Below are 18,787 nucleotides of genomic sequence, written 5' to 3'. Positions count from 1 at the left end.
CATGGAATATAAATATATTATGTCATTTAGTCCAATATTTTCTAAAAAAGGGAGGTGTATTCATTTTGTTGAGGACTAATTGACAATATTATTTGAGGAGGGAATATTATTGAAGGCTAAGAAGGTAATGTCCTTATTACTAGTTCTGGTTTTGGTATTTAGCACATTTGCAACTGTTGTTGCGGCTCCTGATAGAAATATAAGAAATGCTCATAAAGCACAGCTTGCCGGAGACCAAAAAGGTATTTCTATATCAGATGATCCAAGAGCTGCAGAGCTCAAGGATAGTGATAAAGTAAGAATTATAGTTGAACTTGATGATGCTCCTTTAATCGAATATGCTACGGCTCGGGGTTTAAAAGTTAATGAGCTTAATCAGAGTACAGCAAGTAATATTACTAATGACATTATAAGCGTACAGACTGCGGTAAGAAATGATATCGAATCTAAAAGCATAAATATTAAAGTACATAATAATTTTATTAACGTAATAAACGGATTTAGTGCTACTACTACACTAGCAGAAGCAAGAATGATAGAAAAAATGCCTAAAGTACAAAGAGTAGTAATAGCCAACGAATATAACAGACCTAAGCCTGAGATGAATTCTAGCAAAGATATCATCAAAGCAGTGCAAGCTTGGGGACTAGGCTATAATGGAGAAGGTATGGTTGTATCGATTATAGATACAGGTATTGATCCAGATCATAAAGATATGATACTAACAAACTCAGAAAAAGCTGAGCTAAGTAAAGATGAGGTTAATGATTTAAAAGCGTCTGAAGAGCTACCAGGAGAGTGGTATACTGAAAAAGTACCATATGGTTATAACTATATGGATAACAATGAAGAAATACTAGACTTAGGACCTGATGCATCTATGCATGGTATGCACGTTGCAGGAACTGTAGGTGCAAATGGAGACGAGGAAAACGGTGGAATAAAGGGTGTTGCTCCAGAGGTACAATTATTAGCTATGAAAGTTTTTGGAAATAACCCTGCTATGCCATCAACTTTTGGTGATGTAATTATAAGAGCTATCGATGACTCAGTAAAGCTTGGTGCAGATGTAATAAACATGAGCCTAGGTTCTACAGCGAGCTTTGTAATGCCAAACGATCCTGAGCAAATGGCAGTAACAAGAGCTGTGCAAAATGGAGTATTTTGCGCAATATCTGCAGGCAATTCAAATCATATAGGTGATGGATATAGTGAGCCATACGCTAAGAATCCAGATATAGGAGTAGTGGGTGCACCTGGCCTTACTTCTGAATCTATGCAGGTAGCTTCAATAGAAAATACTCACTTATTTCTAAATAGCATGAAAGTATTTATAGATGATGAAGAGGTCAATGATATTGCTTACCATAATCCTAGTCCAGTAGATCCTGCTATATATTTTAACGGACAAAAACAAGAAGTAGTATATGTAGGCACTGGTGAGCCTCAATATTATGAAGGTAAGGATGTAGAAGGAAAAGTTGTGCTTGCAGTTAGGACAGGTAGCTTCTTCTATACAAATATTCAGCATGAAGCAGAGAAACATAAGGTTGCCGGAGTTATAGTAAGAGGAGCAGAGGCACATGGTGATTATGTTAATATGGCATTAGATGCACCTGAGTTCCCTATGATTTCATTGTCAATTCCAGACGGAAATGAATTAGAAAAGCAAGCAAATTCAGGCAAAAAGATAGAAGTTATCTTTACCGATAAGAAAATATCAGTTCCTAGTTCAACAGCGGGTGATATGTCAGACTTTACGTCATGGGGTGTTACTCCAAATTTAGACTTCAAACCAGAAATAACTGCCCCAGGAGGACAGATTTATTCGACTGCAAACGATGATAAATACCAAGTAATGAGCGGTACATCTATGGCAGCCCCACATGTTGCTGGTGGCGCAGCATTAGTTTTACAGAGAGTAAAAGAAGAATGGCCAGATTTAACTGGTATAGACAAAATAGAGATGGCTAAGAATTTAATGATGAGCACTGCTAAGCCTAATATGATGTATGACAATTACTCTTCTCCTAGAAGACAGGGTGCTGGTGTAATGGATTTACAAGCTGCACTTACTACATCTGTATATATTACAGACGAGGATACGGGCTTAAGTAAAGTAAATTTACAAGAAGTTGATGATGACATACAGTTTACCTTATCTGTAACAAACTTTGGTGACGAGACTGTTTCTTACGCAGTATATGGTTCTGTGCTCACAAACGTTGTTTTAGAAGATTATGGTGTAAATTATATTTTTTCTCTAGCCTCTATGGATATACTTGACGCTGAAACAGAAGATTCTTTACCTGTATGGATATCGGCTGATGAAACAGTTTTCGATGATGTTTACGGAGTGCTTGAAGTAGGAGCAGGTGATACGGTAGATTTTGATGTAGAAATAGATTTAAGTAATAGTGCAGTAACACTTGATGGAGAAGAACTATTAGACATTGAAGAGGTATTTCCAAATGGTACTTTTATAGAAGGGTTTATACAATTAATTGATGTCAATCAAGATACAGAAGACAGAAAGCCTGCATTAAGTATTCCATATCTAGGATTCTATGGGGATTGGGACGAAGCACCTATTATAGATGATTCAGTATATGATGAAAATGGATTACCTTTCTATGGAACAACTGGACTACTTGATTCAGATATACTTGAATATCTAGGAGAGACACCTGATGGACTTGATGCCGATAAGATAGGTTTCTCACCAAATGGTGATGGAAAAGCTGATAAAATAGTGCCAATACTTTCTTTCCTAAGAAATGCTAAGGAGCTAGATGTAAACATTTTAGATAGCGACAATAATAAAGTCAGAGATTTAGCTATACAAGAAAATATAATTAAAGACTACCTTGATGGAGGAGCAGAGTTAGGATATAAAATTGATGCTTTATGGGAATGGGATGGAAAGATTAACAACACAATAGCTGCAGATGGTGACTACTATTATCAGATTAGGGCTAAGATAGACTATCCAGGTGCTGAATGGCAGACACTAGAATTCCCTGTTAGAATAGATACTATTGGACCAACTGTTAAAGCTGAAGCAAAATATGATGAAGAAGCAAAGACTATCACGTTTGAAGCAAATGATGGAGCTTATCCAATATTGAAATATCAATTAATTGAAGATGAAGAGGTCATAGCAGAATCTAGTAATGGTATTTTTGATGTTTCGGAAATGAAGTATAAACATGAGGTTATAGTAAGAGCATATGACTGCGGCTGGAATACAGTTGATTCTCAATTAATATCATTTGGTGAAGGTGAAGAACCTACTGATCCAACTGATCCTGTAGATCCAACTGATCCTGAAGAATACCTTGAACCTACTGGACCTGCAGAAGGAGATGAAACAATACCTACTGTAATGGTGGAAGCACCAGAATTCTTTGCAACATATGATATATCAAAAATAGAGTTCAGCGGATATGTGGATGATGATTCAAGCATTGACAGCTTTAAAATAGATGGAAAAGATGTTGAGCTTACATTTAACAAATTTACTGGTAATTGGGAGTTCTCAACAGAGCTAAATCTTAAAGATGGGATGCATCAAATTAGAATAGAAGCTGTAGATTCAGCTAAAAATGCTATTGATTTTCTGCATAAGATATTTGTAGATACTACTAAACCTACAATCAAGATGACTGATTCGATACCTTCAAGCACAACTTCAAGTTCAGTTAAGATAAGTGCAGATGTGACAGATAATTTACCTGATTTAAAGGTAAGAGTAAACGGCAACATGCTAGCCAACATAGCTCCGGACTGGTCGTATTTCAGCACGTTACCACCTGCTAAGTATTCTATTGATGATTATGAAGTATCTTTAAAGATGGGCGAAAATAAAATAGTAATACAAGCTGAAGATTCAGTGGGAAATGAGGTAGTTAAAGAAATATCCATTACTAGAAAGAAATCAAGCAGCGGAGGAGGTTCATCAAGCGGTGGATCTAGCTCCAGCAAAAAGGATGATTCACTAATAAAAGCAACAATACCAACGGCTGGAGGTACAATAGAAGACGAAGAAGGTAATATTGAGCTTGTATTCGAAAAAGGAACATTTGATAAAAAAGCTGAAGTTGAAGTAGAAGTATTAGATGATGAAGATGTAGAAGAACCAAAAGCATCACATAATATAAAAAGAGTAGCAGATGTTTATGAGTTCACATCAAGTATAGATAAATTTAATAAACCAGTTAAAGTAAAAATGAAATACAATAAATCTAAACTTGATGGTATAGACGAAGAATTGCTTGGAGTTTATACATTAAACGAAAAGACAGATACATGGGAATATGTAGGCGGAAAAGTAGATAAGAAAAACAGAGTAGTAGAAGTAGAATTGAACCATTTCAGTAAGTATACAATAATGGCATCAACAAGAACATTTGCGGACATAGCAAATCACTGGGCAAAACATAATATAGAAGTTATGGCAGCAAGAAAGATAGTAGATGGAATGGATGGAGTAAACTATGTGCCACAAGGAACAATGACAAAAGCTCAATTTGTAAAGACATTAGTTAGTCTTCTAGGACTACAACAAGAAGAACACACAGGAGTATTTACAGACATAGCAGGTAGATGGTACACAGGATATGTAGAAGCAGCACTAAAAGCAGGAATAATAACAGCAACAGAAAATACATTTAGCCCAGATGCAGCAATAACAAGAGAAGAAATGGCAGTAATGATAGCAAATACAATAAAATATGTAGATGAAACAAAAGCAACAACAGTAGAGCTAACATTTGAAGACAAAGATCAAATAACAGAATCAGCAAAAGAAGCAGTAGCAATAGCATTTAACAATGGAATAATCAACGGAAGAACAGAAACGACCTTTGTACCACAAGGAACAGCAACAAGAGCAGAAGCAGCAACAATGATTTACAGGCTGCTGCAGACGTTAGACAGAATATAATATACAAAACAAAGACTCTTGGTGAGATATCTCGCCAAGAGTCTTTGTTTTGCATTGGTATTAATAATATCTATTACAAAACACAAATATATAGAATATTACAATGAGTTAAATGGTTCATATTACTTGTATTAAGAAATAATACCAAATACAATTACATAGGGTACATACTCAAAAACACATTTTAAGTAAGGACATAAAGGAGGTAAAAGAATGAGTTTTTTTGTCAAAAAAACTAAAGAGAGCATTGCAGTTTTTGTTTTATTGCTTTTATTGTTCAATTCATTTGCTGTATTTGCAACAACAGACAATGTGATGAACATAGGCAATGACGGGGAATCACTAGCTAGAGAAGAACTAGCAAATGATTCATTAGAAAAAATTGACCCAGAAGTAATAGAAAGCTTTTCAGATGACAGTTATGTAGATGTCATAGTTTATCTGGAACAGCAGGTAGACACAGAAAAGGTTGCTATGACAACCACAAAGAATAAGCTAACTGGATATCAAATGCAGATAGAGGCTAGAAAAGCTGTAGTAGATGTTTTAAGAGACACAGCAGAAGATACCCAGCAGAATCTTCTCAAGTATTTAGAGCAAGAAAAGCTAAATAATACTGTAGAAGATTTTAAACCATATTACATAATAAACGCCATATACGTAAAGGCAAAAGAAGAAGTTATAAAGAATATTGCTAAAATGGAAGAAGTAAAAGACATAAGAATTAATCAAAAAATAGAAATAAGTACACTTGGAACTCCAACTCCAAATGCCATCTCTTATGATGATAGTAACAAAACGGAGTGGAACATAGAAAAAATAAATGCCGATCGTGTATGGAATGAACTAGGAATAGATGGCTCAGGAATAGTAGTAGGAGTAATAGACACAGGAGTCCATTGGGAGCATGAGGCATTAAAAAACAAGTGGAGAGGATATAATCCAAATCAGCCAGAAAGGTCAAACCCTATAGGCAACTGGTTTGACGCAGTTGCTGGTAAAAGTATGCCTTATGATGAAGCAGGGAATCCTCATGGAACTCATGTTACAGGCACTATACTTGGACAAGACGCTAATGGCGAAAATAAAATAGGTGTTGCTCCAGGAGCAAAGTGGATAGCTGCAAGAGCATTTGTAAAAGATGTTGGATATCAAAATTGGATATTATCTGCAGGTGAATGGATGCTGGCTCCTAATGGTGATCCATCCTTAGCACCAGATATAATCAACAACTCTTGGGGAGGAGCCTTTGGTGATGACGAGTGGTATAGAGATATGGTTAAGAACTGGCGTGCGGCTGGAATATTACCTGTATTCGCAGCAGGAAATGCTGAACGTGTTGCACAAGAAGGATCTATCACTGTTCCTGCAAGTTATCCAGAAAGCTTCGCAGTAGCAGCTGTAAGCGCTACAAACAGGCTAGCAGCTTTTTCAAAGCGAGGACCTAGTTCTTATGGTGAAGAAATTAAACCAGAAATATCAGCGCCAGGAGTAAATATTAGATCTTCAATACCTGGAGGCTATGCAGGCGGGTGGAATGGTACATCTATGGCGGCTCCACATGTGACAGGAACAGTTGCATTACTATTATCAGCTAATAGCTCATTAACAGTAGAAGAACTAGAAGATATTTTGATTGATACTGCAACCCCATTAACTGATAGAAAATATAAGGAAACGCCAAACTGTGGTTATGGCTATGGACTTGTTGACGCCTATGCAGCAGTATCTTCAATAACAGAAGGAAAGGGCCGGGGAACTATACAAGGAAAAATACTAGCTAATTCAACTGATAAAGAAAATCCTACAATAACCCACGAGCCTATTAAAAAAGCTTTTGAAGGTCTGGAAACTCTAATAGAAGCTAATATTCAAGATGATGTATCTGTTATAAATGTAGAGCTTATGATAAAAAGTGAAGATAGCTTAGAGTGGGTAGCTATACCTATGGAAAAGAAGTCTGGAGGATATAAAAATGGAACGTACAGTGCAACGATTCCAATAGAGTACGTAAAACAATCAGGGTTTGAATATAAAATTAGTGCAGTAGATTACGCTAATAATGTATCAGAAACAGAAGAATATCCTGTGAATATAGTATTTGGTATAGTACCAGGAGAATATGAAACAGACTTTTCTGAGTTTCCGCTTGGCTGGAAGCTTGAAGGGGACTGGGAATGGGGAGACTCATTTACAAATCCTATAGCTCATAGTAAGACTAAGCTTTTAGGAACTAAGTTAGCAGAAAATTACTCTAGTGATACAGTAAGTATTCTAAAGACACCACCTATTGACTTAAGAAATAGTGACCTTAAGCATGCTATACTTAGATTTTATCATTGGTTCCAGATAGAAACCTATGATGATATAGGTAGAATACTTATTACAAATGATAACGGACAAACGTGGAAACAAGCAAAAATAAACTATACTGGTTTCAATAAAATGTATTGGGATGAACTGGCAATAGACCTAAGTGAATATATTGGATCAGAAAATCCAGTGCTTGTGGCATTCCAGCTTACTACTGATAAATCATCTGAATACCTTGGGTGGTATATAGACGATGTTAGGCTTATATCAGAAGATACGCAAGCTCCAAGGAAAATAGAAGGACTTACATCAGAGATATATCCCGCAGGAGTAGTTTTAGGGTGGGATAAACCTATAGACGGAGATATAGCAGCCTACAAGATTTATCGTACCACAAATGAAGATAATGAGCTTGAATTAATAGGAGAGTCTTCTTCTACACATTATATTGATAATGATACTCAAGAAGGGCAAACATATTATTATCAAATAACTGCATATGATTTAGCAGGTAATGAAGGGGACAAATCAGACATAAGTATTATGGAAGTTGATTCATTACCTGAGGTGTTATATTATTCTAACTTTGAAGAAAATGATGGTGGATTTACTTCAGGCGGAGATAATTCAACTTGGGAGTGGGGGAGTCCTATTAGTGGCCCAGCTGGAAAAGGTGAGGATCCAAGTAGAGATTCAACCACCAATGGTGAAGCATTTACTGGTACCAATGTATGGGCTACAAATCTATCAGGCATTTATTTAGATGATAGCAATTCATGGATTGAAAGCCCAGAGATAATTATACCTGATACAGGAGCAGCAAACTTAAGCTTCTATCATTGGTATGATACAGACTACTCAGACAAATGTAAAATAACAGTTTCACAACAAGTATATGGTGAATGGTCAGAATGGAACGACCTAGGTGTAAGCTATTATAATATTGGCTGGGGATGGAAGCCCGAAAGTATAGACTTATCAGAATATCAAGGTGACACAATTAAGCTAAGATTTAACCTTACATCAAACGATTATATTAGCTATGGTGGATGGTATATAGACGATGTAGTAATAAGTGTTAATTCTGAAAATGGTGACATTTCAGCAATAGGTGACAGCTTAGTATCAGAAGGATTAGATTCAGTTACTGATGATGTATATGGAACTAATGAAACTAAAACAAATATATATAAATACAATATAGAAGAATCTCGTTATAACAGCTTAGCTAGCTTAAGCAGTATAGAAAACACTTATGTCACAGGACTATCCGAGGAGCAACTAGAAGAAGGTGCAGTGGAAAACAAGGCTGGAATACCAGTAGATGCTTCAATAACAGTATTAGAGACAGGAGTAAGTGTTAGAGCAAGCTTAATAGATGGAAGCTATACATTGAAGTATCCTATAGATGGAGCTTCTGAGGATTTGACTTTGCGAGTAGAAGCATATGGATATTATCCGCAAGAATTGCAAATTCATTTAGAAGATGAACAAATCCTAATTCAAGACTTTTACCTAGAACCTATACCAAAGGGATCAATAAAAGGTAAGATTATAAGCAAGGCAACTGGCAGCCCTGTTGAAGGAGCTACAATTAGGATAAAAGAAGATTCTCGAGTTCAACCTGTAAGTTCTGATATCAATGGAAATTTCGTGATTGAAGATATAAACGAAGGAGAATATACAATAAGAGTAATTGCAAATGATTATTGTACTGAAGAGATAAAGGTTAGTGTATCTGAAGACACTACTCAGACATTAGGCATTACTCTAAAGAGATTTGCAAACTTCTTAGGCGAAATAGCTTACGATGACGGCTCTGCAGAAAGAGGAATAGTTGCACAGAATAAAAATAGTGGAGTAGCACTTAAAGTAACTCCAGCTGAAATAGGAAAACTTAATGGTGTTAATATTTACTTTTGGGACGAATCATGGCCTACTCCTGGTGGAGATCGAATAGGATTTGCTATATACGACATTAAAGAAAATGGAGAGTTAGGCGAACAAATAAATGGCCCTATAATGACAGATATAGAAAGAGGGAAATGGAACTATGTAGATTTGTCATCTATGAACTTTACGACTGATAAAGAATTCTTTATTGCAACAGTTCAGGATGCTGTAGGACTATACATGCCCGGTATTGGAGTGGATGATAATAGTATAAACGGCAGATCATTTATACATCACGAAGGAGTGCTTTATCCAATTGTTGAGCATACATCAAAAGATGGAACTTTAATGATGAGGCCAGTTATGAGCTATGTAATAGATACTCCTCAAATAACTAATCTGTCAGGATTATCATATACAGATAAAGACGTAATAGTTTTAGAGGGTACAATAAATAGAGACAGCTCAATTGTGTTCTATAATAATGGAGAAAAAATTAAAGAAGTAACAGTATTAGATAACAAATTCAGTTCAGAAATTGAATTAGCAGAAGGCGAAAATAAGATTACAGTAACTGGATTTAGAGAAGGCAAAGAAACAGAGCCAAGTGATCCTATAATAGTTGTAAAGGATACAGCTGCACCAATTATAGAACTTTTAGAACCAAAAAATAATCTAAAAACTGATCAAAAGCTAGTTCATATAATAGGTAATGTAAAAGACTATACACTAGATAAAGTAAAAATAAATGAAGAAATTATTAATATTGATGATGAAGGCGACTTTGATTATCAAATTGACTTAAATAATGGGAAAAATGTAATAACTGTATACGCTAGTGACCTTATGGGTAATGAAACAGTATTAACAAGAACAGTATATTTAGATCCAGATTTATCAAAAGGGTCAGGCAGTTCAAGCAGCAGTGCACATAAGAAAACTTTAGATAAGTATATAATTGAAGTAACAGTACCGATATCTGGTGATACAGTAAAAGATAAAAAAGGGAGCATTGAGTTTGTATTTGAAAAAGGAGCATTTGATAAAAGAGTTGAAGTTAAAGTAGAAGTATTAGATGATGAAGATATAGAAGAGCCAAAAACATCACATAATATAAAAAGAGTAGCAGATGTTTATGAGTTCACATCAAGTATAGATAAATTTAATAAACCAGTTAAAGTAAAAATGAAATACAATAAATCTAAACTTGATTGTATAGACGAAGAATTGCTTGGAGTTTATACATTAAACGAAAAGACAGATACATGGGAATATGTAGGCGGAAAAGTAGATAAGAAAAACAGAGTAGTAGAAGTAGAATTGAACCATTTCAGTAAGTATACAATAATGGCATCAACAAGAACATTTGCGGACATAGCAAATCACTGGGCAAAACATAATATAGAAGCTATGGCAGCAAGAAAGATAGTAGATGGAATGGATGGAGTAAACTATGTGCCACAAGGAACAATGACAAAAGCTCAATTTGTAAAGACATTAGCTAGTCTTCTAGGACTAGAACAAGAAGAACACACAGGAGTATTTACAGACATAGCAGGCAGATGGTACACAGGATATGTAGAAGCAGCACTAAAAGCAGGAATAATAACAGCAACAGAAAATACATTTAACCCAGATGCAGCAATAACAAGAGAAGAAATGGCAGTAATGATAGCAAATACAATAAAATATGTAGATGAAACAAAAGCAACAGCAGTAGAGCTAACATTTGAAGACAAAGATCAAATAGCAGAATCAGCAAAAGAAGCAGTAGCAATAGCATTTAACAATGGAATAATCAACGGAAGAACAGAAACGACCTTTATACCAAAAGGAACAGCAACAAGAGCAGAGGCAGCAACAATGATTTACAGGCTGCTGCAGACGCTAGACAAACTATAGTATACAAAAGAGAACTAAACGAAAACTCTTGGTAGAGATTCCCACCAAGAGTTTTTGCTTTTATAAAGGAAAACTATATAATTAATAGAAATATAATATAAATAGTCTTATAATAGATATAAATATGTTAAAACGAAAGGAGAAGATTGCATGAACATGAGAAAAAGCATAAAGAGATTAGCAATGTTGACGTTAGCTATAGCGATGTTAGTATCAATGCCAATTAACTTTGCACAAGCTGCAGATGAAGTTACAGATGAACAGCAAAAGCTTCAAAATGATTTAGATTATCTTGGTAAGATGTTACGGTTTATTGAGGCAACCTATTTACATGAAGTAACAGAGGATGAGCTTATAGAAGGGGCTATGAAGGGGTTATTCTTTAATCTAGATGACTACAGCAACTACTATACACCAGAAGAATATGCAGAGCTTAATGAAATAGTTACAGGAGATTTTGGAGGAATAGGAGTACATATAACAGATGAGGGTGGTTATGTAACTATAATAACGCCAATAGATGGAAGTCCAGGATTTAGTGCAGGATTAAAAGCTGGAGATAGAGTAGTATTCGTAGATGATATTAATGTAGTAGGCTACACAGCAAGCAAGGTATCGGAGCTTATGAGGGGAGAACCTGGGACTGAAGTAAAGCTTGGTGTTGTCAGAGAAGGTGTAAAAGGAGTTATATATTTTGATATAACTAGAGAAATAATAAAAATAAATCCAGTAGAATATGAGATATTAGATAACAACATAGGTTTTATTAAGATAAACGACTTTAATTCTCATACATTTGAAAATGTAATAAAAGCATTAAATGAACTTGATAGCAAAAAAGTAGATAAAATAATATTTGACATAAGAAATAACCCTGGAGGAAGTTTAAGAGAGGTTATAAATGTACTTAGACTTTTAGTTCCAGAAGGTCCCTTAGTGCATATAAACAATGCAGATGGAAGCACACAGACATACGAATCGTATAATACAGAAACAAAGTATGAGCTTGCGGTATTAGTAAACGAAGGAAGTGCAAGTGCATCAGAAATATTTGCAGGAGCAGTTCAGGACAAAAAAGCTGGAACTGTGATCGGAACTACAACCTATGGGAAAGGTACAGTGCAGACTATATTACCACTTACCAATGATGGAGGGATAAAGATCACAGTAGCAGAATACCTTACTCCAAACAAAAACGTTGTGAACAAGGTTGGGATTAAACCAGATATAGTAGTGGAAAATGCTTATATGGAATCTAAAGTTGATCTAAGCAAGATACCTGCACTAGAGAAGAAAAGAAAACCAACTCTAAATACTGTAGGGCTAGATGTACTGGGAGCAGAGCAAATGCTTCAGCTTTTAGGATATAGCATAAATGAACCAGATGGGATACTAGATCAAGTTACATTCAACACTATAAAAGAATTCCAAAAGGACAATGGACTATCAAGCTATGGTGTGCTAGATTTTACAACTCAAGATGCACTTACAAAAGCTATAACCAAATATGTACAGTCTCAATTAGTAGATAAACAATTAGAAAAAGCTATAGAAGTATTAAGCAAATAATGTTAAATGCATGCTGAGGGAGAAAACCCCTCAGTTTTTTACTTCAGAATTTACGTCAGACATGTATTTATCAAGTGTTTTTAGATTTATTAACATATTATATATGCTAAGATAAAATACTATAATTATTAAGATGATTTCGAAAAATTAACATATAGTCAATATATTAAAAAGAAGGAGGCTAGCATCTATGTCCACTAAGTACATCTTTATCACAGGCGGAGTTGTATCATCCCTAGGAAAAGGAATAACAGCTGCTTCACTAGGTCAAGTATTAAAAAGCAGGGGTCTTAGAGTTACAATACAAAAGTTTGATCCATATATAAATGTAGACCCTGGAACCATGAGTCCATATCAGCACGGAGAGGTTTTTGTAACAGATGATGGAGCAGAAACAGACCTTGATTTAGGTCACTATGAGAGATTTATAGACATAAATTTAAGCAAAAACAGCAATGTCACAACAGGAAAGATATATTGGTCAGTTCTAAATAAGGAGAGAAAAGGAGTATATCTTGGAGGTACAGTTCAGGTAATCCCGCATATAACCAATGAAATAAAGGAAAGAGTATTTAGAGTAGCTAAGGAAAAAGAAGTAGATGTAGTTATAACAGAAATAGGGGGAACAGTAGGAGACATAGAAAGTCTACCGTTCCTTGAGGCAATAAGGCAGATAAGATATGATGTGGGCAAAGAAAATGTTATGTATATACATGTGACACTAGTGCCATACTTGTCAAAGGCAGGAGAACTTAAAACTAAGCCTACACAGCATAGTGTAAAAGAGCTTAGAAGTATAGGTATTCGTCCAGATATTCTTGTATGTAGAACAGAGTACCCAATATCAAAGGAGCTAAAAGATAAGATAGCACTATTCTGTGACCTTGACCAGCGTCATGTAATTCAGAACCTAGATGCAGAAACATTATATGAAGTACCTTTACTCCTCGAAAAAGAAGGACTTTCTAATCTGGTTGTAGAATATTTAGACATCAAATGCGATGAACCAGATTTATCAGAATGGTCAAGTATGGTAGAAAAGGTCAAGGAACCAAAAGATAAAGTAAAGATAGCATTGGTAGGGAAATACGTAGAGCTAAAGGATGCATACCTATCAGTTGCTGAATCGTTAAGACACGCAGGTATTTCAAATGATGTAGATATAGAAATAGAGTGGATTCATTCAGAGAAGATTGATGAGAACTGCTGTGAACAAATATTAAAGGACGCTGATGGAATATTAGTACCTGGAGGCTTCGGAGACAGAGGGGTAGAAGGAAAGATATGCGCTATAAAATATGCTAGAGAGAATAAGATGCCTTTTTTAGGAATATGTCTAGGTATGCAGATGGCAGTAGTTGAGTTTGCGAGAAATGTAATGGGATTAAAGGGAGCACAGAGTTCAGAGCTTGACCCAGAAACACTGTATCCAGTCATTGATCTTATGCCAGAGCAGAGAGATATAGAGGATATGGGTGGAACAATGAGACTAGGCTTATATCCATGCAAGATACATGAAGATACTAAAGCTATGGAAGCATATAGTGATGAGCTTGTTTATGAAAGACATAGACATAGATATGAATTCAACAATGAATTCAGAGATAAGGCACTAGACCATGGACTTGTCATAAGTGGTATATCTCCTGATGAAAGATTAGTTGAGATAATAGAGATAAAAAATCATCCATGGTTTGTAGCTGCTCAATTTCATCCAGAGTTTAAATCGAGGCCTACAAGAAGTCATCCACTATTCAGAGAATTTATAAAAGCATCTAGAAATGTGACCGTAAAGCAACTGTAACATAACTGTAATGTTAAAGTACTAAGAAATAGTATATAATTACTAGTGTAGTACTGAGTATGTTAAAAACAAATCATTATTACAGTTTTATTACAAACATACTTGTCTAATTGACTGACAGCTATGTTAGTGCTATAATTAGGAATAGAATGCAGGATTCATCTCTGTTTCCTGATTCTACAATTATGAGTTAGACTGGTTCGGAAGAGGTTACAGTTTAACCTACATAGTTTAATCTCTTCAAAAAAAGAAAACATTAAAACACAAGGAGGTTTTTTAGAATGAAGAAAGTTTTATCATTAGTACTAGTACTAACAATGGTACTTGGTAGCTTTAGCTTCGCATTCGCAGCTGCACCAAGCGATGTAGCTGGCACAGAATACGAAGAAGCAGTTACTAGACTGGCTTCTCTAGGCGTACTAGAAGGATATCCAGATGGTACATTCAAGCCAGGAAATACAATAACAAGAGCAGAATTTGCTGCGGCAGTAGTAAAAATAAAAGGTTTAAAATCTGCTGCTGATGCATCAAAAGGTGCTACTAGCTTCGGTGATGTTCCGGCATCTCACTGGGCAACAGGCTATGTAAACATAGCTTCTAAAATGGGCTTTGTAAAAGGTATGGGAGACGGAACATTTGCTCCATCAGCTCCTATAACTTACGAACAAGCTGTAACATTAGTAGTTAGAGCTTTAGGTTATGAAGCAGCTGCTAATGCAAGAGGTGGATACCCTTATGGATATCTTGTAGTTGCAACTCAAGAAGGATTAACTGATGGAGTTAATGGCGTACAAGGTATACCTGCTCCAAGAGGATTAGTTGCTCAATTGTTAGATAACGCTCTAGAAATTCCAATGATGATTCAAGTTGGATATGGCGATCAAACTAAATGGGTAAAATCAGGAACAGAAGATACTAAAGAAATATTCTTATTAGATGACCTTGGATTTGAAAAGGTAGAAAAAGAAAGAGTAGTATCTATAGACAAAGATAAAAACACAATTAAGTTTGAAGAGTATGGTAAAGTAGACGTTGTAGATGGTTTTGATTTTGAAGAAGTTTACGGTGTTAGACTAAACGCTTGGCTTAACTCAGATGGCGAAGTAGTTATCTATACACTTAAAGACACTCCAAAGTTTGATGCTACTACAGGTGGAGAAAAAATCAAGCTTTTAGGAGAAAACAAAAAATACGAAGTAGCTAAAGGCGCTGATCTTGTATTAGATGGTGAAGAAGTAAAAGCTGAGAAATTCGTGGCTGACTATGCTAAAATAGTTCTTAATAGTGATGACGAAATAGTATGGGCTTATGGATTCAACTGGGATGATACATTTGCAGCTAAAGAAGTTAAAGATGAAGTAGTGTATAGCTATGATGAAGACGACTTAGATTTAGAAGATTATACAATAGTTAAAGATGGAAAAACTCTATTAGCAGATGATATTGAAGAAGGCGACATTTTATTCTTCAATAAAGGTGAAGAGTATGCTGTAGTTTATAACGATAGCAAAACTGGAGAACTTGAAAGAGTTTATGACGAGTCATTTAAATTTGATGGCGACACTTATGAAAACTCAAATGCTAACTATGAAGTAAAATATGTTGATGGTGATGTAGTAGGAAAAGTTGATAAAGATATTTTATCAGGTATGAAGGACGAAGGAGATGTAACAATATTCTTTGACTTCGCTGGAGAGGCTGTTTTCGTAATGGGAGACAGAGGAGAAGCTAATACTAACTACTACTATGGTGTTGTTACAGCGGACTCAGAGTATTTTAAAGACAGAAATGTTGAATCGTATACATTTGACGTACTAAATGAAGAAGGAAAAGTAGTTAAATATGATGTTGCACAAGATGATATTGAAGATACAGACTTCTTTAAAGATGGTTTATCTGTATGGAAATCAGACATTGACAAAGATGCAGTTGTAAAAGTTACAGTTGATGAAGATGGCGATCTTACAGAAATTGAATTATTAACAGGTAAAAACGTAACTGATGTTAAAATAGATGCAGCTTATGCAGGTGGCTATAAGCTACAAGATGATGCTGTAGTATTCATAGCTGAAGGTGAAACTGCAGTTAAAGACTATGATGTTATTAAATGGTCAGAAGCTGAAGACAAATTCACTAAAGTTGAAACTGGTATAGTATATGCTGGTAGCAAAGCTAGAGTAGAGGCTATATTCGTAACTAAAACTGATGCTGATACTGAAGACCATATGGGTCTAGTAACAGATGTAAGAAAAGTTAAAACATCTAAAGATGTTTGGGATATAACTATCGAAATAGCTGGCGAAGAAAAATCATTCTTAACAGATGGAACTCTTAAAGCAAGTGATATTACTGGAATATCAAATATGGATGATCTTGAAGACAAATTTGTTGTAATCACAGTAACAGATACTGAAAAAATAAAAGCAATTGATGCACAACTAAACAAATTAACAGGATTAAAAATTGATGATATCAGTACAACAAATGATTCAATAACAGTTGGAAAATCAGTTTATTATTTAACTGATAATGCAGTAGTTTATGACACTGACCTTAGTGACATTGATTTAAGAGATTTAGATGAAAAAGATACTATAACAATCTACTTCTTAGATGATGAAACTACTGAGTTTGTAAGCTACGTTCAAAGAACAGCACTTGTTGACGAAGATGATAGTGATGATGAAGATGAAGGTAAATTGACTGGTACTGTTAGCTTTGTAACAACTGCAAGAGGAAATGTATGGGTTACAATCGATGATGTTAACTACCTATATAATGGGGCCGAGTCAGAAGTGAAGCCTTTAGAAGGAAAAGAAGTAACATTTGAATTTGTTACAATCGATGGTGACAAAGTAATAAAATCGATAGTAGAAAAGAAATAAGCATAGCAATGAACGAAAAAAGAAGGGTATATCCCTTCTTTTTTTATTTAATGTATAGTTGATAATAATTCTTTAATATATGAAGTAAATCCTTCTATTATGGAGTCAAATATATTTAGGAGTATATTTAAATGCAACCGAACTATTACTATATATTAATAACTAGCTACTATTATTGACACCAGTGTATTTGTAGTATATTCTAATAATATATTGACTCACTAGTCAGAAATTAGAAGGAGGGTTTACTATGAAGAAAATAATATCTATAGTAATGATTTTAACGCTTGTTTTTTCAGCCTTTACATCAGTATATGCCGACTCAAGTATCGACACTAAGCAGGAAAAAGGTAGTATAGAAATGAATAAACAATTAATTAAGTTAAGCTTAACAGATGCAATTGAATATGCTTTAAATAACAATACAGATATAAAGATACAGGATTTAAATATTGAAAAACAGAAAGTATCCTATGATGAAGATATGAAGAGCGTTAGAACGTCTAAAAGAGTAAAAGAGGTTCTAGGAAATTATTCTGCACCTATAGAGCAGGTAGTTGCAGAAAGTCTCATCGAATTAGGTGTAGTTAAACGTTCTGCCAAGCTATCATTACAAATAGCAAATTGGAATAAGGAAATAAAGACTAATGAGATTAAATATAATGTAGAAAAAGGATATTTTGATCTTTTACAGGCACAAAAAGAATTGGATATTGCAAAAGAAGGATTAGAATTAGCAAAGAAACAGTATGATCAAAGCAAACTTATGTATGACTTAGGAACTATTTCTCAACAACAGCTTGTAGCTATAGAGCTTGGTGTATCACAAGCACAGACAGGCGTTAATGGAGCAAACATGGCATATGAATTTCAAAAGATGAATTTTAATCAAGTATTAGGATTGTCTCTTGATCAGGACATAATATTAACTGATAGCATAGAGTATAAGGAACATAAAGATATAGACTTAGATAGTTCAATTGAAGAAGCATTAGAGAATAATGTATCTTTAGACGTAGCTGAAGAAAGTTATGAACTATCAGAGCTTACACTTGATGCAATAAAAACAGGATATTTAGAAAATACATACAAATATAGAGAACAAGCAGTAGTAGTTGAAAGGGCAGCAAAAAGTCTTGAATCAGCTAAAACAGGCATTGAAATGGCAGTTCGTTCAGCATATCTTAACCTTATGACATCAGAAAAACAGATTGCAACATACGAAAAGGCAGTAGAAAAAGCACAAAAAGCTTTAGAGCTTGCTCAGGTGAGCTTTGAACTAGGCCAAAATACTGCAAATGATGTAACACAAGCAAGGATAGAGCTTATGGATGCTAAAAAGAACCTTTCAAAACAAATACATGCATACAACATGGCATTACTTGACTTTAAATATAGCACAGGCCTAGGAAAAACTCTTATAGGCTAATAGAGCTATAATAATATCCGCTAGTAGAGAACAAATCTACTAGCTTT

General features: G+C 34.9%; 6 protein-coding genes. All 6 read left to right on the top strand.

Translation table 11 applies throughout. The annotated features are described in order from the left end of the window. Positions 1-109: 109 nt before the first annotated feature. The 6 genes from HNR33_RS12655 (at position 110) to HNR33_RS12630 (ending at position 18,740) form a co-directional block, all read left to right on the top strand. A complete protein-coding gene (locus tag HNR33_RS12655) occupies positions 110-4,945 on the top strand; it encodes a S8 family serine peptidase (protein WP_429083815.1) in 4,836 nt (1,611 codons plus the stop codon). A gap of 213 nt (positions 4,946-5,158) precedes the next feature. Then, on the top strand, positions 5,159-11,053 hold the full coding sequence (locus HNR33_RS12650) for a S8 family serine peptidase (protein ID WP_429083814.1): 5,895 nt from the start codon (positions 5,159-5,161) through the stop codon (positions 11,051-11,053). Positions 11,054-11,203: 150 nt separating this feature from the next. After that, positions 11,204-12,622, top strand: a complete 1,419-nt coding sequence (locus HNR33_RS12645; protein ID WP_429083812.1) for a S41 family peptidase — start codon at positions 11,204-11,206, stop codon at positions 12,620-12,622. A 190-nt stretch (positions 12,623-12,812) separates the two neighbouring features. Further along, positions 12,813-14,426 carry a CTP synthase gene (gene pyrG / locus HNR33_RS12640; protein WP_429083810.1) on the top strand — a complete coding sequence of 538 codons (1,614 nt, stop codon included), beginning with the start codon at positions 12,813-12,815 and terminating at the stop codon, positions 14,424-14,426. A gap of 281 nt (positions 14,427-14,707) precedes the next feature. After that, positions 14,708-17,311: an S-layer homology domain-containing protein gene (locus tag HNR33_RS12635; protein ID WP_429083809.1), complete on the top strand. Its 2,604-nt coding sequence runs from the start codon at positions 14,708-14,710 to the stop codon at positions 17,309-17,311. A 250-nt stretch (positions 17,312-17,561) separates the two neighbouring features. Next, a complete protein-coding gene (locus HNR33_RS12630; protein ID WP_429083807.1) occupies positions 17,562-18,740 on the top strand; it encodes a TolC family protein in 1,179 nt (392 codons plus the stop codon). Positions 18,741-18,787: the final 47 nt, after the last annotated feature.

It is taken from the genome of Brassicibacter mesophilus (assembly GCF_050433385.1).
Taxonomy (GTDB): Bacteria; Bacillota; Clostridia; order Tissierellales; family Proteiniboraceae; genus Brassicibacter; species Brassicibacter mesophilus.
The sequence above is the reverse complement of the archived record's forward strand: the minus strand, read 5'-3'. Positions and strand labels throughout refer to the sequence as shown.

Coding starts and splice junctions, on each gene's coding strand:
- HNR33_RS12650 (WP_429083814.1), top strand. CDS start 5,159: ATGAGTTTTTTTGTCAAAAAAACTAAAGAGAGCATTGCAGTTTTTGTT.
- HNR33_RS12645 (WP_429083812.1), top strand. CDS start 11,204: ATGAACATGAGAAAAAGCATAAAGAGATTAGCAATGTTGACGTTAGCT.
- pyrG (WP_429083810.1), top strand. CDS start 12,813: ATGTCCACTAAGTACATCTTTATCACAGGCGGAGTTGTATCATCCCTA.
- HNR33_RS12635 (WP_429083809.1), top strand. CDS start 14,708: ATGAAGAAAGTTTTATCATTAGTACTAGTACTAACAATGGTACTTGGT.
- HNR33_RS12630 (WP_429083807.1), top strand. CDS start 17,562: ATGAAGAAAATAATATCTATAGTAATGATTTTAACGCTTGTTTTTTCA.